This window comes from Variovorax sp. P4_B11, assembly GCF_056402355.1.
The window spans coordinates 151883-168829 of the sequence record NZ_JBFUHO010000001.1; the positions used below are offsets into that span (position 1 = coordinate 151883).

Annotated in this window: 17 protein-coding genes and 3 riboswitches; of the genes, 11 read left to right on the plus strand and 6 right to left on the minus strand. The window is 69.1% G+C overall.

Translation table 11 applies throughout. The annotated features are described in order from the left end of the window. The first annotated feature begins 53 nt into the window (after positions 1 to 53). From rplU to proB, 4 genes are all read left to right on the plus strand, one after another. Entirely contained in the window at positions 54 to 365 is a 312-nt protein-coding gene (gene rplU, locus AC1DYD_RS00820; protein ID WP_286369298.1) for a 50S ribosomal protein L21, read from the plus strand. Positions 366 to 377: 12 nt separating this feature from the next. Continuing rightward, positions 378 to 635 (plus strand): 50S ribosomal protein L27, encoded by a 258-nt coding sequence (gene rpmA, locus AC1DYD_RS00825; RefSeq protein WP_478111479.1) that lies wholly within the window; start codon positions 378 to 380, stop codon positions 633 to 635. 70 nt (positions 636 to 705) lie between these two features. After that, positions 706 to 1773: an Obg family GTPase CgtA gene (gene cgtA / locus AC1DYD_RS00830; RefSeq protein WP_478170849.1), complete on the plus strand. Its 1068-nt coding sequence runs from the start codon at positions 706 to 708 to the stop codon at positions 1771 to 1773. Further along, positions 1770 to 2909: a glutamate 5-kinase gene (gene proB, locus AC1DYD_RS00835; RefSeq protein WP_478170850.1), complete on the plus strand. Its 1140-nt coding sequence runs from the start codon at positions 1770 to 1772 to the stop codon at positions 2907 to 2909. The genes cgtA and proB overlap by 4 nt, the downstream gene beginning before the upstream one ends. A gap of 189 nt (positions 2910 to 3098) precedes the next feature. Here proB and AC1DYD_RS00840 read toward each other — a convergent pair whose 3' ends face one another. Then, positions 3099 to 4256: a toxin-antitoxin system YwqK family antitoxin gene (locus tag AC1DYD_RS00840; protein WP_478170851.1), complete on the minus strand. Its 1158-nt coding sequence runs from the start codon at positions 4254 to 4256 to the stop codon at positions 3099 to 3101. A 29-nt stretch (positions 4257 to 4285) separates the two neighbouring features. Beyond that, complete coding sequence (locus tag AC1DYD_RS00845) at positions 4286 to 4696, minus strand: VOC family protein (protein WP_478170852.1); 411 nt, start codon at positions 4694 to 4696, stop codon at positions 4286 to 4288. Between the two features lie 135 nt (positions 4697 to 4831). Between AC1DYD_RS00845 and AC1DYD_RS00850 the strand changes: the two genes are divergently transcribed. Beyond that, positions 4832 to 5572, plus strand: a complete 741-nt coding sequence (locus tag AC1DYD_RS00850) for a PhaM family polyhydroxyalkanoate granule multifunctional regulatory protein (protein WP_478170853.1) — start codon at positions 4832 to 4834, stop codon at positions 5570 to 5572. Between the two features lie 11 nt (positions 5573 to 5583). Beyond that, positions 5584 to 6852, plus strand: a complete 1269-nt coding sequence (locus AC1DYD_RS00855) for an FIST signal transduction protein (RefSeq protein WP_478170854.1) — start codon at positions 5584 to 5586, stop codon at positions 6850 to 6852. Here AC1DYD_RS00855 and AC1DYD_RS00860 read toward each other — a convergent pair. From AC1DYD_RS00860 to AC1DYD_RS00870, 3 genes are all read right to left on the minus strand, one after another. Continuing rightward, a complete protein-coding gene (locus tag AC1DYD_RS00860) occupies positions 6813 to 8129 on the minus strand; it encodes a D-amino acid dehydrogenase (RefSeq protein WP_478170855.1) in 1317 nt (438 codons plus the stop codon). The genes AC1DYD_RS00855 and AC1DYD_RS00860 overlap by 40 nt on opposite strands. 88 nt (positions 8130 to 8217) lie before the next feature. Further along, a riboswitch (glycine riboswitch) is annotated at positions 8218 to 8325 on the minus strand. Next, positions 8326 to 8427, minus strand: a riboswitch (glycine riboswitch). Positions 8428 to 8705: 278 nt separating this feature from the next. Beyond that, positions 8706 to 9938 carry an FAD-dependent oxidoreductase gene (locus tag AC1DYD_RS00865; RefSeq protein ID WP_478170856.1) on the minus strand — a complete coding sequence of 411 codons (1233 nt, stop codon included), beginning with the start codon at positions 9936 to 9938 and terminating at the stop codon, positions 8706 to 8708. A gap of 78 nt (positions 9939 to 10016) precedes the next feature. Then, positions 10017 to 10124: riboswitch (glycine riboswitch) on the minus strand. 137 nt (positions 10125 to 10261) lie between these two features. Next, positions 10262 to 10996, minus strand: coding sequence for a helix-turn-helix domain-containing protein (locus AC1DYD_RS00870; RefSeq protein ID WP_478170857.1), 735 nt, complete (start codon positions 10994 to 10996; stop codon positions 10262 to 10264). Positions 10997 to 11121: 125 nt separating this feature from the next. Here AC1DYD_RS00870 and AC1DYD_RS00875 point away from each other — a divergent pair, with 125 nt between their 5' ends. The 5 genes from AC1DYD_RS00875 to AC1DYD_RS00895 all read left to right on the plus strand — a co-directional run bounded on the left by AC1DYD_RS00875 (position 11122) and on the right by AC1DYD_RS00895 (position 16173). After that, positions 11122 to 11967, plus strand: a complete 846-nt coding sequence (locus tag AC1DYD_RS00875) for a hypothetical protein (RefSeq protein WP_478170858.1) — start codon at positions 11122 to 11124, stop codon at positions 11965 to 11967. Beyond that, on the plus strand, positions 11968 to 13923 hold the full coding sequence (locus AC1DYD_RS00880; protein WP_478170859.1) for an MFS transporter: 1956 nt from the start codon (positions 11968 to 11970) through the stop codon (positions 13921 to 13923). Positions 13924 to 13937: 14 nt separating this feature from the next. After that, entirely contained in the window at positions 13938 to 14591 is a 654-nt protein-coding gene (locus tag AC1DYD_RS00885) for a phosphatase PAP2 family protein (protein WP_478170860.1), read from the plus strand. A 106-nt stretch (positions 14592 to 14697) separates the two neighbouring features. Next, positions 14698 to 14856 carry a hypothetical protein gene (locus AC1DYD_RS00890; protein ID WP_478170861.1) on the plus strand — a complete coding sequence of 53 codons (159 nt, stop codon included), beginning with the start codon at positions 14698 to 14700 and terminating at the stop codon, positions 14854 to 14856. Between the two features lie 219 nt (positions 14857 to 15075). After that, on the plus strand, positions 15076 to 16173 hold the full coding sequence (locus AC1DYD_RS00895; RefSeq protein WP_478170862.1) for a serine endopeptidase: 1098 nt from the start codon (positions 15076 to 15078) through the stop codon (positions 16171 to 16173). On the opposite strand, the gene AC1DYD_RS00900 is transcribed toward AC1DYD_RS00895, so the two are convergent. Beyond that, positions 16146 to 16925, minus strand: a complete 780-nt coding sequence (locus AC1DYD_RS00900) for an SDR family NAD(P)-dependent oxidoreductase (RefSeq protein WP_478170863.1) — start codon at positions 16923 to 16925, stop codon at positions 16146 to 16148. The two genes, AC1DYD_RS00895 and AC1DYD_RS00900, sit on opposite strands and share 28 nt — an antisense overlap. Positions 16926 to 16947 lie beyond the last annotated feature (22 nt).

The window sequence follows — 16947 nt, forward strand, 5'->3', positions numbered from 1 at the left end:
GCGGAATTCGCCGTGGAGCCATCCCAACGGATGAACAAGATCAAGAGGTCAATATGTACGCGGTCATAAAAACCGGTGGCAAGCAGTATCGCGTTGCTTCCGGCGAAAAAATTAAAGTAGAACAGATTGCTGCGGACGTGGGCCAGGAAATCGTGATCGATCAAGTGCTCGCAGTCGGAACCGGCAGCGAAATCAAGGTCGGCACGCCCCTGGTGTCCGGCGCCACGGTGACGGTCACGGTCCTGTCGCACGGCAAGCACGACAAGGTTCGCATCTTCAAGATGCGCCGTCGCAAGCACTATCAGAAACGTCAAGGCCATCGCCAGCAGTTCACCGAACTGCAAATCGGCGCGATCGCCGGCTAAGGAGCACATTCCATGGCACAGAAAAAAGGCGGCGGCTCAACGCGAAACGGGCGCGATTCCAAGCCCAAGATGCTCGGCGTGAAGCGCTTCGGCGGCGAACTGATCAGCGCAGGCTCGATCATCGTGCGCCAGCGTGGTACCCAGTTCCATCCCGGCGTCAACGTCGGCATCGGCAAGGACCACACGTTGTTCGCCCTGGTCGAAGGCAAGGTGTCCTTCGGCACCAAGGGTGCACTCAACAAGCACACGGTCAACGTGACGCCGGCGTAAGCCCTGTCACTTCGATCTGTTCGGAGCCCCGCTTTGCCGGGGCTTCTTCTTTTGTAGACTGGATGTTCTCATGAAGTTCGTGGACGAAGCCTTCATCGACGTCGCCGCCGGCGACGGCGGCAACGGCTGCGTGTCGTTCCGCCATGAGAAGTACAAGGAGTTCGGCGGTCCGAACGGTGGTGACGGCGGACGCGGCGGCCATGTATTCGCGGTCGCCGACCCGAACCTCAACACGCTGGTCGACTTCCGCTATTCGCGCCGCCACGATGCCAAGCGCGGCCAGCACGGCATGGGCTCCGACATGTTCGGCGCCGCCGGTGACGACATCACCCTGAAGATGCCGGTCGGGACCATCATTTCCGACGCCGAAACCGGCGAAGTGCTTTACGAACTGCTGACGCCAGGCGAGGTGATCACCATCGCCAAAGGTGGCGATGGCGGCTTCGGCAACATGCGCTTCAAGAGCGCGATCAACCGCGCGCCGCGGCAGAAGACGCCCGGCTGGCCAGGCGAGAAGAAGAACCTCAAGCTCGAACTCAAGGTGCTGGCCGACGTCGGACTGCTGGGCATGCCGAACGCCGGCAAGTCGACCCTGATCAGTGCCATCTCGAACGCCCGCCCGCGCATCGCCGACTATCCGTTCACGACGCTGCATCCGAATCTCGGCGTGGTGCGCGTGGGCCCGGAGCAGAGCTTCGTGGTCGCCGACCTGCCGGGGCTGATCGAGGGCGCCTCCGAAGGCGCAGGCCTCGGCCATCTGTTCCTGCGCCATCTGCAGCGCACGCGCCTGCTGCTGCACGTGATCGACCTGGCCCCCTTCGACGAAGGCGTGGATCCGGTCGCGCAGGCCAAGGCGATCGTCGGCGAGCTCAAGAAGTACGACAAGACGCTGTACGAGAAGCCGCGCTGGCTGGTTCTGAACAAGCTCGACATGGTGGCGGACGACGAGCGCGCGGCGAAGGTCAAGGACTTCGTCAAGCGGATGCGCTTCAAGGGCCCGGTCTTCGAGATCTCGGCCCTCACGCGCGAAGGCTGCGAGCCGCTGGTGCAGGCGATCTACCAGCACGTCAAGGCGCAGCAGGTGGCCGAGCAGCCGCCGACCGAAATCGATCCGCGTTTTCCCGATCTCCAGCCATGAGTTCAATGCAAGGCTCTACCGTGCTGCGCGACGCGCGCCGGATCGTCGTCAAGGTGGGGTCCAGCCTGGTCACCAACGAGGGGCGCGGGCTGGACGAGAAGGCCATCGGCGAATGGTGCCGGCAACTGGCGTTGCTGGTGCGCGATGGCCGGGAGGTCGTGATGGTGTCGAGCGGTGCGATCGCCGAGGGCATGAAGCGGCTCGGCTGGCGCTTGCGACCGCATGAGATCCACGAACTCCAGGCCGCCGCCGCCGTCGGCCAGATGGGGCTGGCGCAGGTCTACGAGAGCAAGCTGCGCGAGAACGGCATGGGCAGCGCCCAGGTGCTGCTGACCCACGCCGACCTGGCCGACCGCGAGCGCTATCTCAACGCGCGCTCGACGCTGATGACCCTGCTGGCGCTCGGCGTGGTGCCGGTCATCAACGAGAACGACACGGTGGTCACCGACGAGATCAAGTTCGGCGACAACGACACGCTGGGTGCGCTGGTCGCCAACCTGGTCGAGGCCGATGCGCTGGTGATCCTGACCGACCAGAAGGGCCTGTACACGGCCGATCCGCGCAAGGATCCCGAGGCCCGTTTCGTCGACGAAGCTGCGGCCGGCGACCCCGAGCTCGAGGCGATGGCCGGCGGGGCGGGCAGCAGCATCGGGCGCGGCGGCATGATCACGAAGATCCTGGCTGCCAAGCGCGCGGCCGGTTCCGGTGCTTCGACGGTGATTGCCTGGGGCCGCGAGCCCGACGCCCTGTTGCGACTGGCGCGCGGCGAAGCCATCGGCACGCTGCTGGTGGCGCAGACCGCCAAGCACCAGGCGCGCAAGCGCTGGATGGCCGACCACCTGCAACTGCGCGGGTCGGTCTCGGTGGATGCCGGCGCCGCGGCCAAGCTGCGCGGCGAGGGCAAGAGCCTGCTGCCGATCGGCATGACCGGCGTCGAAGGCGAGTTTTCGCGTGGTGACGTGATTGCCATCCGCGACGAACGGGGCATCGAGCTCGGACGCGGCCTGGCCAACTATTCGAGTGCCGAAGCGCGGATGCTGTGCCGCAAGCCTTCGTCGGAGTTCGAGCGCCTGCTGGGCTACGTGGCGGAGCCGGAGATGGTCCACCGCGACAACATGGTGCTGCTGCAGGGCTGAGGCTGACTGGCCCCCACGCTCCCCCACTGCGTGTGGGTCGCYGCCCCCCGAGRGGGCCGCAGGCCGCCTTGGGGCGGCCCGGCGCCGGCCTGGGCCCCCACGCTCCCCCACTGCGTGTGGGTCGCTGCCCCCCGAGGGGGCCGCAGGCCGCCTTGGGGCGGCCCGGCGCCGGCCTGGGCCCGCTTCAAGCTACGGTTTGGCGAAGGCCTTGCGTGAGCCGTCCTCGAACACTTCCTCGTCGCGCTCGAGCTTGCCGCTGGCGTCCCAGACGCGCTCGCGCGTGATGCGGCCCTCGCCGTCGTAGACCGATTCGGCGATCAGCAGGCCGTTGTCCCCGAAGCGCTGGTGGGTGCCGATCGGGATCTGGCGCAGGCGCTCGATGGCCAGGTAGCGGCCGACGGCGGCCTTCTCGCCGTTGTCGTGGAATTCGATGATCTCGATCTGGCGCGGGTTGCCGCCCACGCCATAGGTCGACTTGCTGCGCGGCTGTCCGTTCTGGTAGTAGCTCTCGTCGCTCAGCGCTTCGCCGGCGGCGTTCCATCGCTGCTCGCGCACCAGCGTGCCCCGCTCCGAGAATTCCTGCTCGCGCTGCTTGACCGCGCCGCGCTCGCCGAGCAGCGAGACCACCTCGCGGCGCTTGATGCCTTCGGACGAAAAGCGCCTTTCGATGCGCTGGTTGCCAGCCACCTCGTCCTGCGCGGCGGGCTTGCCGTTGTCGTACAGGTCTTCGCTGCGCACCCGCTTGCCGGCCACGTACGACAGCCGCGCGCGCAGCGTTCCCTTGGCATCGAACAGCTCGACCTTCGACGGGCCGCCGACGAAGCCGCAGAGCCGCGCATCGTCGACCACCGGCGCCAGCACCGGCTTGTCGCCGCACCGCAGCGCCGAGAGCTGGCCGCGTTCGGTGAACTCGACCGAGGCGCGCTCGCCCGCCGCATCGGCGAAGAAGGTGACGCGGCGCAGGGGCCCGTCCGGATAGAAGGTGCGCACCAGGCCCATCTCGTGGCCGTCTTCGTAGGTGGCGTCGCGCAAGACCTGGCCGGAGGGCGAGTACTCGCGGGCCCGGCCTTCCATGTTGCCGTGGGCGTTCACGCTGTGTTCCTTCACGAGCTTGCCGTTCTCGTAGAGGCGCACCAGGCCCATGAAGGTTCCGCTCTGGATCTGCTGTTCGCGCAGCAGCGCGCCGCTGTCCCGGTCCTTGCAGCGCAACACGCCGGTCTTGCCGGCGGTGCTGTTGCCGTTGGCCGGATTCACGGCCTGGCCATTGAGCTCGCAATCCTGCACCGCGTGCGCGGCGCCGCAGCCGAGCAGCAGCGCGGCCGCCGCCCCGGCGACGCGCGGGCGCATCGACCTCCGGGTGGGCGCCGCAGGATGATTCATGCGTCGTAGACGGTGTCGAGCGAGCGGAAGCCCTTGGCCTCGATCGGGTTGCCGAAGGGGTCGCAGAAGAACATGGTCCATTGCTCGCCGGGCTGGCCCTCGAAGCGCACCTGCGGCTTCAGCACGAAATCCATGGCCGACGCCTCGAGCCGCGCCGCGAGCGCTTGCCAGGCCGGCAACTCGAGCACGATGCCGAAGTGCGGCATCGGCACCATCACGTCCCCCACGCGGCCGGTGCGCGAGGTGGCGAAGGGCTCGCCGAGGTGCAGCGAAATCTGGTGGCCGAAGAAATCGAAATCGACCCAGGTGTCGGTGCTGCGGCCTTCGATGCATCCCAGCACGCCGCCGTAGAAGCGCCGGGCCTCGTCGAGGTCGCGGACGTGGAAGGCGAGATGGAAGATGGACATGTGTCTTTCTGTGTCTAATGGGTCATTGTCCACAAGCCGGGCCGCCGTGGCGAGTGCCGGATGCCTTTACCGGCCCAAAAGCCCGGACGCTTGGAGTAAGCTGCCCGGACAAGAACCACATACCGGAGCACTCCCATGAGCGACGCCACCAAGCCCTTCGCCTTCAGTCAGTTCGTTCCGGGCTTCGACTTCCTGAAAAGCCTGGCCGGCGCCAGCGCATCGTCCGGCGGGGTGCCCGGCCTGCCGAGCCTGTCGAGCTGGGTGGCGCCGACGCTGAGCGTCGAGGAGGTCGACAAGCGCATCCAGGAGCTCAAGACCGTGCAGTACTGGCTCGAGCAGAACGGCCACGCGCTGAAGGCGACGATCCAGGCGCTCGAAGTGCAGAAGATGACGCTGTCGACCTTGCGCGGCATGAACGTCCGCATGGAAGACCTCGCCAGCGCCTTCACGCGGCCCGTCGGGCCGACGCCCGCGCCGGCACCCGCGTTCCAGGACGAGCCACCGGCCCCGGCCGCCGCCCCGGAACCCGAAACGGAGCCGGAGGTCGAGGAGACGCCGGCGCCGAAGCGGGCCAAGGCCGCGGCCGCGCCGGACGCGGCCGGCGTGGTCGATCCCCTGCAGTGGTGGGGCGCGCTCACGCAACAGTTCCAGCAGATCGCCAGTTCGGCCCTGCAGGACGCCTCGCAACTCAAGGTGCCGGCCGTGGCGCAGCCGCTGGTCGACGCGGTCGGCCTGGGCGCGGGCTCGGCGCCGGCGCCAGCGCCGGCGAAGCGGGCGGCCAAGCCGGCCGCGGCCCGGAAAAAGGCCTCGCCCGCGCGTCGCGGTGCGGCGGCAGCGGCCAAGGGTCCCCCACCGGCGCGCAAGCGCGCGCCTTGAAAGCCGAGCCCATGAAGCTGTTTCCTTCCGGACATGCCACCCATCCGCAGTGGCGCATGGCGGCGGGGTTGGTGCTGGCCCAGTTGCGGGCGCAGATGGCGCTGCCCGACTACGCGCGTTCGCCGACGCTGGGCCTGCTCTACATCACCGACCACTACGGGGAAGACGCCCAGGAGATCCTCGATCACCTGGGGGCCGAACTGCCCGAGATCACCGACTGGACCGGCACCGTGGGTGTCGGCGTGGCCGCCAACAACGCCGAGTATTTCGATGAGCCAGCGCTCAGCGTGATGCTGTGCGAGTTGCCGAGCGACCAGTACCGCGTGTTTTCCGGCGTAGCGCCGCTCGCCAGCTCGGAAATGAGCGGCTTCGCGGCCCATACCGCCCTGGTGCACGCCGACCCGCGCACGCCCGAGCTCGGCGAGCTGATCGCCGAGATGGCGGAGCGCACCGACACCGGCTACCTGTTCGGCGGCCTGTCGTCGGGCCGGGTCGGCTCGCTGCAGTTCGCGATCGGCGGCAACGGCAACATCCGCGGCCATGGCGCGGTTGGCGGCGTGTTCTCGGGCGGCCTGTCGGGCGTGGTGTTCGGCGAAGGCGTGCGGCTGGTCTCGCGCGTGACCCAGGGCTGCCAGCCGGTGTCGCGCGAACGCGAGATCACCGAGGCCGACGGCAACCTGCTGCTCGAGCTCGACGGCGAGCCCGCGCTCGACGTGCTGCTGGCCGACCTGCGGGTGTCGCTCGATGCGCCCGAGCAGGCGATCGATGCCGTGCGCGCCACGCTGGTCGGCCTGGCCGAGGCCGGCAGCGACGGCGTCCGGCGCACCGGCGACCTGGGTGCCGACGTGCGGGTGCGCCACATCATCGGTCTCGACCCGACGCGTCGCGGCGTGGCGATCGCGGATGTGGCGGCGGCCGGCATGCGCATGAGCTTCTGCCGCCGCAACGTGCAGGCCGCGCGTGCCGACCTGAGGCGCGTCTGCGCCGAGATCCGCGAGGAACTGGAGCCCCAGGAGCAGACGCTGGCGACCGCGCGCGAGATCGCGGCCGGCGAGGCCGAGGCCGCGCCGCATCCGGCGCGCCGCATCGCGGGCGCGATCTACGTCAGCTGCTCGGGCCGCGGCGGGCCGCACTTCGGAGCCCCTGGCGCCGAGCTGCAGATCGTGCGCCATGCGCTCGGCGACGTCCCGCTGGTCGGCTTCTTCGCCGCCGGCGAGATCGCCCGCAACCACCTCTACGGCTATACCGGCGTGCTGACCGTCTTCGCGAGCGATGACTGAGGACCGCTGCGCAGCCCGGTGAAGGCGAAGTCGACCTCCGGCGCCAGCCCGCTGACGATTCGCGCGATCGACTTGCCGGAGCCGCAGGCGTGGGTCCAGCCCAGCGTGCCGTGGCCGGTGTTGAGGAACAGGTTGGGCAGCCTGGACGCCCCGATCAGCGGCACGTTGCTCGGCGTCGCCGGGCGCAGCCCGGTCCAGAACTGGGCCGCGGAGGCGTCGCCGGCGCCCGGGAACAGTTCCTCCACGCGCCGCACGATCGCCTCGCAGCGCACCTGGTTCAGGTCGCGGTCGTAGCCGTTGAGCTCGGCGGTGCCGGCAATGCGCAGGCGGTCGCCCGCGGCCGAGGTGTAGCGCGAGAACACCAGCTTGAACTCGTCGTCGGTCAGCGAGACCTGGTGCGCCTTCGAGGCGTCCCGGACCGGCATCGTCACCGAGTAGCCCTTGGCCGGATAGATCGGCAGCCGGATGCCCAGCGGCGCGGCCAGGAGGGGGCTCAGCGAGCCCATCGCCAGCACGTAGGCGTCGCCGCGGATGCGCTGGAAGCGGCCTTCGTCATCGGTCGCCTCGACGTGGTCGAGGCGGCCGCCGGCTGCGCGCAGCGCGGTCACGGTATGGTTCATGAGGAAGCGCACGCCGGCTGCCTCGGCCAGCCCGGCCAGCCCGCGCGCGAAGCGGTTGGCATCGCCCGATTCATCCTCGGCCGTGTAGGTCGCGCCGGCCAGCTGCGGCCGGATGTGCGACAGCGCGGGCTCGAGCCTCACGGCCTCGTCGGCCGAGATCACCCGCCGGTCGCAGCCGAGCGCGCGCATCTGTTCGGCGGGCTCCAGCGCGGCGTCGAACTCCTTCTGCGTCGTGTAGAAGTGCAGGATGCCCTGCGTGCGCTGGTCGTAGTCGATCCCGGTGTCGCGCCGCAGCTGCTGCAGCGTGTCGCGGCTGTAGGTGCCCAGGCGCACGATCTGCTCGATGTTGTGGCGGGTGCGCGCCGGCGTGCATTCGCGCAGGAACGAAAGGCCCCAGAGCCACTGGCGCATGTCGGCGCGGATGCGGAACAGCAAGGGCGCATCTTCCTTGCCGAGCCATTGCAGCACCTTGAGCGGCGCCCCCGGGTTGGCCCAGGGCTCGGCATGGCTGACCGAGATCTGGCCGCCGTTGGCAAAGCTGGTTTCCGCCGCCGGCGTGGCCTGGCGGTCGATCACGGTCACATCGTGGCCGAGTTGCTGGAGGTAGTAAGCCGAAGTCACGCCGAGCAGGCCGGCGCCAAGAACGATCACGCGCATATCGAGAACCCTTGATGGTTGCAGCGCTCGAACGCAACGGAGACGGCATGCTGTCGAAACGAAAGCAACCGGACCGTGCGTCCAAGTTGCCGCTCCCCCTGTCCTCGGTACCTGAGAGATTCACCCGCTGCGCCCGCAGCGGGTTTGCTCCTTCGGTGCACCACGCGCGGCGTGATGGCTCTCCAGACGGCTTTGACAGTGAACTGCAGTACGAGCCCATCGCGTGGGCCGACCTGAGCGTTTATGGGAGTTTGCGCCTTCGGTGGGGCCCCTGGGCCCGCTCTCCTGCAGTGGGCGGATTGTAGCGGGTAGGGCCTGTTCACACTATTTCCGGGGTCGCGAAGGCTTGCCAGGACGGGCCAATCAAGGCGCGCGACGCGGCATGTGCGTTGGCACATGCAAGGAGCGCAACGCCGAGTGGCTCGTCCTGGCAGGCCTTCCCTGCGGGTTGCCGGGCCAAGGGGCCGTCTGCGGCGTTGCCCGCGCTTGCAAGGCGAAAGCCTTGCTGCGCGCGGGCGCCTTGCATCCAGCCCCTTCGCCCGGCAACGCGATCCCCGGAAATAGTGTGAACAGGCCCTAAGGGCGCCGGAAGGCGAAGTCGAGTTCGGGCCGAAGTCCGCTGACGATCCGCGCGATCGACTTGCCCGCGCCGCAGGCATGGATCCAGGTTCGAGCGCCGGGCGCGGTGTTCAGGAACAGGTTGGGGAGGCGGGTCTTGCCGATCATCGGCAGCCGGTTGGTGCTGGCCGCGTGCATGGCGGTATCGAAACTGGCCCGCGCGGCGTCGGCGACGCCGGGCAGCAGCATCTCGGTGCGGCGCACGATCGCCCGGAAGCGGTCCGAGTCGGGCTCGGCCTCTTCGTCGAGCCCGGCCCGCACGACGGCCCGGACCTGCAACTGGTCGCCGGCCGGCGTTTCGATGCGCGTGATGCGCAGCTTGCCCTGGCGGTCGCGCAAGGGCATGCGCGGCGCCAGCGAAGGGTTCAGGATCGGCATCGTGACGATGTATTCGCGCACGAAGCGCAGCGGCATGTCGATGCCCAGGTCTTCGGCGTGCGGCACGCTCGACGCACCCAGCGCCAGCACGTAGGCCTGTCCGCGCAAGGTGGTCGGCTCGCCGGCGGCATCGAGCAGCTCGACATGGTCGATCCGGCCGTTGCGTTCCTTGAGCGACACCACGGTGTGCCGCGTCATGAAGCGCACGCCGGCGGCGCGGCACAGGAACACCAGGCTGGCGGCGAACTGCGCCGGATCGCGCGCCGGGTCTTCCTGCGCGTGGGTCGCTCCGGCCAGCTTGCCGCCCATCGCCTTCAGCGCCGGTTCCAGGACGATGGCTTCGTCGGCCGACAGCAGCCGTTCCTCGCAGCCGAGGCTGGACCAGTGCGTGGCGCCGGCCGTCCGGACCCGGAAGGCCTCGGGATCGGTGTAGATGTTCATCAGGCCGGCCGAGCGCGAGCCCTGGGGCACTCCGGCTTCGTCGCGCAGGGCGCGCGCGCTCTTGCGGCTGTACGCCGCCAGTCGCACGAGATGGTCGAGGGGATCGCGCTTGGCCGGCGTCCCGACGGCCCGGTCCATCAGCCTGGAGAGGCCGCGACGGATGCCGCTGCACAGCCTGGACAGCTTCCTGCCGCGCCGGGGCGATGCCGCTGCGGCCGGCGCTGCGGTCGACTGCTCGGCGGTCGCCAGGCCGCGTGCCTTGGCCGCCGGCGTCGCATGCCGGTCGACCACGGTCACTTCGTGTCCGAGCTGTTGAAGATAGTAGGCCGAGGTCACGCCGAGCAAGCCCGCGCCAAATACAACCACGCGCATGTCCGAATCCTTTTGGGAGGGCATGAACGGCGGGCGTTAGCGCTTACTGTAAAAGCGGCAAGACCCGGGGTTCAGACTGCCGCTCCCCCTGTCTCTGTTACCTGAGAGTTTCACCACGCGGCCACTGGCAGCGGGTTTGCTCCTTCGGTGCACCACTTGGCGTGGTGGCTCTCCAGTCGGCGATTGATCGAATTGAGGCAGTGCCTGAACCGCGGTTTGGGCGGTTCACCTGAGCGTTCATGGGAGATTGCGCCATCGGTGGGACGGAAGCGTCCGCTTTTCTGCTGGGCGGATTTTATAGAGGAAACCGGTTTCCGTGTTTTTCAGGCCCGGCGCAGGCGGGTGAACAGCTCGAACTCCCAGTTGCGCATGCCCAGCAGCAAGGTGTAGCCCTCGCGCTCCTTGGGGGTCAGTTTCTGGTCGGTCTGGTGCTGCTGCGCAAAGTCCTGGGCCACCCGCTGCAGCCGGTCGAGGAAGGCCGGTGCCAGCGACTTGCTGATCGATCCGTGCACCAGCAGCAGGCCCTCGGCCGGGCCGTCGAAGCCGCCGCGGTAGTAGTCGAGCACCACGTTCTCGCGGAAGAAATCCATCACCGGCCCGTGCGGGCGCCAGCGGAAGGTCTTGGCGAGCTTGAGTCGGTAGCGGTTCAGCGGCCGCAGCTCGATGATGCCGATCCGGTCCAGCTGGGCCAGGTAGCCGATGCACTCGGCCTCGGTGATCCGGTAGGCGCCGACGATCTGCTCCAGCGTCCACTGGCTCAGCACGCAGATCGCCAGCAGCAGCAGCTTCTTGTCCTTGACCACCGCCTTCTCCTGCTCGAGCGTGAGCTCCTTGAGCAGGGGCTGCGCGTCCGCCACCCGGCGCGCCAGCTCGGCGAAGTCGATCTTGAGGGCCCGGCAGATGGCGTCGACCCGGGTCAGCGGCATGTCGCCCTTGGCCAGCATCCGCTTGACGCTGGACTCGGCCATGTCCAGCGACTTGGCCAGGTCGGCATAGGTCATGCGGGCGGATTTGAGTTCGTTCTTGAGGGCATTGACCAGGTCGACGGTGGTACTCATGGCGAGAGGGAGTATTGCGGATTGATACCCGGGGTGGTGAAAAAGTGCTCCGTATCGATTCTCGATGCCGTCCGAGGGGTTGACAACCTAGATTCCACCTCCTCGAGCACCCATCGGAGCCTGCCATGTCCCTGCCGTCCCTCTCCCGCCGCGAACACGCCCTGCTGGCGCTGGCCGTGCTGCTCGTCGGCGCGGCGGTACTCGGTCCCACGGTTGCGGCACCGGGCGCGGCCGCCTTTGCCGATGGCCGGTCCTGGCGCGCGCTGCCCAACGCCGTGAACGTGTTGAGCAACCTGCCTTTCGCCGTGCTGGGCCTCTGGGGCCTGCGCTGGCTGCACTGGCTGGACCGCGCCCATGACCAGCTGCAGGACGCCGCACCGTTGCCCCAGGCCGTCGCGCCGGCGCCGGTCCATGCGCTCGACTGCGCCTGGATGTTCTTCGCCGGCCTGGTTCTCACGGCGCTCGGGTCGGCCTTCTACCACCTGCAGCCCGACGACCTGCGGCTGGCGGCGGATCGGGCCGGCATGGCGGTGGCCTTCGCGGGGCTGGTCGGCTTTGCGGTCTGCGAGCGGGTCAGCGCCCGCGCCGGCTGGACGGCCGCCTGGTTCACGCTGGCCGGCGGGCTGCTGGCCGCGGCCGTCTGCCATGGCACCGGCAATGCATGGCCCTGGGCGGTGCTGCAGTTCGGCGGCATGGCGCTGCTGCTCGCGCTGGCGCTGGTTCGCCCGGTGGCCGGCGCCATCGGCCTCAAGCTCGGCGGGGTGCTGTTCTTCTACGCGCTGGCCCAGCTGTTCGAGCTGGCCGACCCCGCGATCTACGCCGCCACGCACCAGCTGCTGTCGGGCCACAGCCTCAAGCACCTGACGGCGGCCCTGGCGGCGCTCCCGGTGCTCCACGCCTTGCAGGCGATGGGGCGGCAGACGCTGCGGCACAATCCGCACGCCGCCCCGCTGACTGCTGCCTCCACCTGAATGATGACACCCACCACCGAAGCCGCATCCGCCAGCCAGCCCGAGGGGCCCGCCCACGCCAACCAGTTCGCGCTGCTGGGGCAGCGGCGCTTCGCGCCCTTCTTCTGGACCCAGTTCGCCGGCGCAGCCAACGACAACCTGTTCAAGTTCGCCTTCACGGTGATGGTGACCTACCAGCTGCAGCTGAACTGGATGCCTCCGGCGATGGCGGGGCTGGCGATCGGCGCGCTGTTCATCCTGCCCTTCCTGTTGTTCTCGGCCACCGCCGGGCAACTCACCGACAAGCACGACAAGACGAAGATGATCCGCTTCGTCAAGAACCTGGAGATCGCGATCATGGCGATCGCCGCCTGGGGCTTCCTGCGGGCCGACGCGGCGGTGCTGCTCGGCTGCGTGTTCCTGATGGGGCTGCACTCCACCCTGTTCGGTCCGGTCAAGTTCGCCTACCTGCCGCAGGTGCTGGCGCCGCGCGAGCTCACCGGCGGCAACGGCATGGTCGAGATGGGCACTTTCGTCGCCATCCTGCTGGGCCAGGTCGCGGGCGGCCTTCTGGTGGCCTTGCCGCAGGTCGGCCATGCCACCGTGGCCGTCGCCTGCCTGCTGCTGGCCCTGGCCGGACGCGCGGTGGCGCAGGCGATCCCGCCGGCCCCGGCCACCGACCCGGGCCTGGCGATCAACTGGAACCCGGTCAGCGAGACCTGGCGCAACCTGAAGCTCGCGCATGGCAACGTGGTGGTGTTCCGCTCGCTGCTGGGCATCTCGTGGATGTGGTTCTTCGGCGCCGTCTTCCTGGCCCAGTTCCCGAGTTTCGCGAAGGAGGTGCTGCACGGCGACGAGCAGGTGGCTTCGCTGCTGCTGGTGGTGTTCTCGGTCGGCATCGGCGCCGGCTCGCTGCTGTGCGAGACGCTGAGCCGGCGCCAGGTCGAGATCGGCCTGGTGCCGCTGGGCGCGATCGGCATGAGCGTGTTCGCGATCGACCTGTACTTCGCCTCGCGCGGGCTGCCGGCCGGGGCGCAGCTGGGGCTGGGCGCCTTCACGGCCCAGCCGGCGCACTGGCGCGTGATGGCCGACCTGGGCCTGCTGTCGCTGTTTGCCGGGCTCTACAGCGTGCCGATGTACGCGCTGATCCAGATGCGCAGCCAGCCCACCCACCGGGCCCGCATCATCGCGGCCAACAACATTCTGAATGCGCTCTTCATGATCGCCAGCTCGGTCATCGCCGGGGCGTTGCTGAAGGGGGGCTTCACGATTCCCCAGATCTTCCTGTTCACCGGCATCGCCAACGCGTTGGTCGCTTTCTACATCTTCATGCTGGTGCCCGAATACCTGCTGCGCTTCGTGGCCTGGGTGCTGTCGCACTTCGTCTACCGCTTCGACATCCGGGGCCAGGAGCACATTCCGGCCGACGGGCCGGCGGTGCTGGTCTGCAACCACGTGAGCTTCATCGACGCGGTGCTGCTGATGGCCGCCAGCCCGCGCCCGATCCGCTTCATCATGGACCATCGGATCTTCCGCGTGCCGGTGCTCGGCGGGCTGTTCCGGCTGGCCAAGGCGATCCCGATCGCGCCGCAGAAAGAGGACCCGGCCGCCTACGAACAGGCCTTCGCCGACGCCGCGCAGGTGCTGCGCGACGGCGATCTGCTCGCCATCTTCCCCGAGGGCGCGATCACCCGCGACGGCAGCCTGCAGCCCTTCAAGGGCGGCGTGATGAAGATCCTCGATGCCGCCCGCGCCGGCGGCATCGAGCCGCCGGTGGTTCCGATGGCGCTGACCAACCTGTGGGGGTCGTACTTCAGCCGGATCGAGGCGCGCGACGGCCAGAACGTCGCCATGGTGCGGCCGTTCCGGCGCGGCTTCTTCAGCCGCGTGGGGCTCCGCGTCGGCTGTGCGATGCCCCGCGCCGAAGTGCAACCCGAGACCCTGCAGCGGCGCGTGAGCGTGCTCCTCGGCACCTGAGGTCCGTCCGGCCGATGCCCAGCCCCCGCGAGATCCTGCACGTGCTCACCTGGCTGGGTGACAGCGGCTTCCTGCTGCCCGCTGCGCTCTGGATCGCGGTCTGGCTCGGCATCCGCAGTCACACCCGAGCGCTGGCGCTGCTGTGGATCCTGCTGTTCGGTTTCGGCGGCAGCCTGATCGCCAGCTCCAAGATCGCCTTCCTCGGCTGGGGCATCGGCAGCGCCAGGCTCGACTTCACCGGCTTCAGCGGCCATACGGCGATCGCTGCCAGCGTCTGGCCGGTGGCCTGCTGGCTGGCCGTCTCGCGCTGGGAACATCCCGTGCGGGTCGCGGCGGCGGTCTTCGGATGGCTGCTCGCCGCCTTCATCGGCCTCACCCGGCTGGCGCTCGATGCCCATTCGTTGTCGGAGGTGGTCGCCGGCTATGCCCTCGGCATGGTGGTCAGCGCCACTTTCCTCTGGTCGCAGCACCGGCTGCCGCATCCGCGCGTCAGCTGGACGCTGGTGCTGCTGAGCCTGGCCACCCCGATGTTCTTCCTTCGGCCCGGCACGCCGGCGCCGACCCAGGGCCTGCTCGAAGTGATCGCCGTGCGGCTGGCCGGGATCGAGCGGCCCTTCACGCGCGCGGACCTGCTGGCGGGCCGCCGGGCGCCGCTTGGTATCAAGTAGCGATACCGGCGGCGCAGGGTACCGCGACCACGACACGAATGCGCTTCAGGCGGCGAAGGGGCGGACCATGATCCGCGCACTTTCACTTCCTGGACGAGAAGATCCCATGAAGCAGTACCTGCTCACTTTTCTGGTCGCGGCCTGTGCCGTGTGCACCCCTATCGTCGCGCCGGCCGCAGCCTTCCTGCAGGGCGAGGCCATCGTCAGCGCGTCGATGCCCCCGGCCATGGGCCGCGAGCTGCCGCAGGCCGGGAATTCGTGGTGAAGCGCGAGCCCACCAATTTCGGCCCCTACGAGCGCGAGTACCGGGAGCGCGTGTCCCATCCGCAGCATGTGGTGAAGGTGGTGCTGCAGACGGGCCTGGTGGCCGCGACCGTGATCGTGGCCGGCGTGTTCGTGTTCCCGATGAATCCCGAAGCCGGGCCCGCGGTCGTCCAGAATCGGCCGCCGGCAAGCAACACAACGTCCCGAGAGGAAGAATGCAATGAGCAAGGCACTGCGCCTGTCCGAAAAGTGGTTTCGCCGCGGCCTCTGGGGGGTGGCGATTGTGTTCGCTGGCTTCCTGGTCGGGCTCGGTAGCACGATCGTCGGCGACCTGCCGCGGGTCGAGCACCGGATCGAGCTCGACGATTTCATCGACCGGGCGGCGGCCGACCCGTTGCGCCACACGGTGCGCGATGCCGAGCGCAGCGAGCAGCAGGCCGCGCGCGAGCGCGAGCAGGCCGATCTCAAGCTGGTCACCGCGCAGCAGGCCAGCCGGGCGGCGCGCGAGACCTTCGGCAACTGGCTCGCCACCCGCCGCGCCACCGCCCAGCCCGATCAGGACACCGAGTTGATCGCCCGCACCCGGGCCCTCGATGCCCTGAAGGCGAAGGAGGACGAGGCCGAGCGCAACGTGGTGGCGCAGCGGCAGATCGCGCTCGACGCCCGGCAGTCGCGCCAGCGGGCGCAGCAGCAGCTGCTGGTGCTCGAGGAGGCGGCGCGCAAGCGGCTCGATGCCGAGAACCGCAAGGTCGAGTTGCGGGTGTTCCTGTACCGGCTGGCGCTCACGCTGCCGCTGCTGGTGATCGCCGGCTGGCTGTTCGCGAAGAAGCGCAAGAGCACCTGGTGGCCCTTCGTGTGGGGCTTCATCTACTTCGCGCTGTTCGCCTTCTTCGTCGAGCTCGTGCCCTACCTGCCGAGCTACGGCGGCTACGTTCGCTATGTGGTGGGCATCGTGCTGACGGTGCTGGTCGGGCGCTACGCCATCCTGGCGCTCAACCGCTACCTGGCGCGGCAGAAACTGGCCGAGGCGCAGCCCGAGACGGTGCGCCGCAACGAGCTGAGCTACGACACGGCATTGGCACGGCTGTCCAAGAGCGTCTGCCCGGGCTGCGAGCGCCCGGTGGACCTCAAGAACACCGAGATCGACTTCTGTCCGCACTGCGGCATCGGCCTGTTCGACCATTGCCGTGCCTGCGATGCGCGCAAGAGCGCCTTCGCCAAGTTCTGCCATGCCTGCGGCACGGCGGCGGATCCAGGTGCTGCGCCCCGCGCGCCGTTGCCGGGGCCGCTTCAGGTCCAGCCGGCGTCCACCACGTAGTCCTGGGCGGTGCACATCTTCGAATCGTCGGCGGCGAGGAACAAGGCCATGCTGGCGATGTCCTCGGCCATCACGCGGCCCGGCAGGCATTGGGCGGCATCGATCTCGGCGGCCGATTCGGGCTTGACCCAGAGCCGCAGCTGGCGCTCGGTCATGACCCAGCCCGGCACGATCGCGTTGACCCGGATGTTGGCCTTGCCGAGGTCGCGCGCCAGCGAGCGCGTGAGCCCGCGCGCGGCCGACTTGCAGGCCTGGTAGACCGGATAGCCGGCGCCCTTGATCATCCAGCTGATCGAGCCGAAGTTGATGATCGAGCCGCCGCCGAGCGCCCGCATGTCGTCGGCCACCGCCTGGGCAGCGAAGAACTGGTGCTTGAAGTTGACCGCCACGAGACGGTCGAAGTCCTGGCTCGTGACGTCGGCCATCTGGTGCCGGCGGTCGTTGGCGGCGTTGTTGAGCAGCACCTGGATCGGCCCGAAGCGCGCGCGCACCGCGGCGATGGTGGCGGCCAGCGCGGCCACGTCGGTGACATCGCAGGCCTGGAACAGCGGCGCGTTGCCGCCGCCCAGCTGCTGCGCCAGCGCCGTGCCGGCCGCGGCGTCGAGGTCGCAGAAGCCGACCCGTGCGCCCTGCGCATGGAAGGCGCGCACCAGGCTCTCGCCGATGCCGGAGGCGCCGCCGGAGATGAAGACGGTGCGTCCGGTCAGCGACGGGTAGATGGCGGAGGGGGCAGGGGAGGTCGATGAGTTCATGCGCAAATTCTGACCGTCCGCC

Excerpts from the sequence above, each read along its gene's own strand:
- AC1DYD_RS00895 (WP_478170862.1), top strand. The coding sequence starts at position 15,076 with ATGAGCAAGGCACTGCGCCTGTCCGAAAAGTGGTTTCGCCGCGGCCTC.
- AC1DYD_RS00850 (WP_478170853.1), top strand. The coding sequence starts at position 4,832 with ATGAGCGACGCCACCAAGCCCTTCGCCTTCAGTCAGTTCGTTCCGGGC.
- cgtA (WP_478170849.1), top strand. The coding sequence starts at position 706 with ATGAAGTTCGTGGACGAAGCCTTCATCGACGTCGCCGCCGGCGACGGC.
- rpmA (WP_478111479.1), top strand. The coding sequence starts at position 378 with ATGGCACAGAAAAAAGGCGGCGGCTCAACGCGAAACGGGCGCGATTCC.
- AC1DYD_RS00860 (WP_478170855.1), bottom strand. The coding sequence starts at position 8,129 with ATGCGCGTGATCGTTCTTGGCGCCGGCCTGCTCGGCGTGACTTCGGCT.
- AC1DYD_RS00875 (WP_478170858.1), top strand. The coding sequence starts at position 11,122 with ATGTCCCTGCCGTCCCTCTCCCGCCGCGAACACGCCCTGCTGGCGCTG.
- AC1DYD_RS00885 (WP_478170860.1), top strand. The coding sequence starts at position 13,938 with ATGCCCAGCCCCCGCGAGATCCTGCACGTGCTCACCTGGCTGGGTGAC.
- AC1DYD_RS00855 (WP_478170854.1), top strand. The coding sequence starts at position 5,584 with ATGAAGCTGTTTCCTTCCGGACATGCCACCCATCCGCAGTGGCGCATG.
- AC1DYD_RS00900 (WP_478170863.1), bottom strand. The coding sequence starts at position 16,925 with ATGAACTCATCGACCTCCCCTGCCCCCTCCGCCATCTACCCGTCGCTG.
- rplU (WP_286369298.1), top strand. The coding sequence starts at position 54 with ATGTACGCGGTCATAAAAACCGGTGGCAAGCAGTATCGCGTTGCTTCC.
- proB (WP_478170850.1), top strand. The coding sequence starts at position 1,770 with ATGAGTTCAATGCAAGGCTCTACCGTGCTGCGCGACGCGCGCCGGATC.
- AC1DYD_RS00840 (WP_478170851.1), bottom strand. The coding sequence starts at position 4,256 with ATGCGCCCGCGCGTCGCCGGGGCGGCGGCCGCGCTGCTGCTCGGCTGC.
- AC1DYD_RS00880 (WP_478170859.1), top strand. The coding sequence starts at position 11,968 with ATGATGACACCCACCACCGAAGCCGCATCCGCCAGCCAGCCCGAGGGG.
- AC1DYD_RS00865 (WP_478170856.1), bottom strand. The coding sequence starts at position 9,938 with ATGCGCGTGGTTGTATTTGGCGCGGGCTTGCTCGGCGTGACCTCGGCC.
- AC1DYD_RS00845 (WP_478170852.1), bottom strand. The coding sequence starts at position 4,696 with ATGTCCATCTTCCATCTCGCCTTCCACGTCCGCGACCTCGACGAGGCC.
- AC1DYD_RS00870 (WP_478170857.1), bottom strand. The coding sequence starts at position 10,996 with ATGAGTACCACCGTCGACCTGGTCAATGCCCTCAAGAACGAACTCAAA.
- AC1DYD_RS00890 (WP_478170861.1), top strand. The coding sequence starts at position 14,698 with ATGAAGCAGTACCTGCTCACTTTTCTGGTCGCGGCCTGTGCCGTGTGC.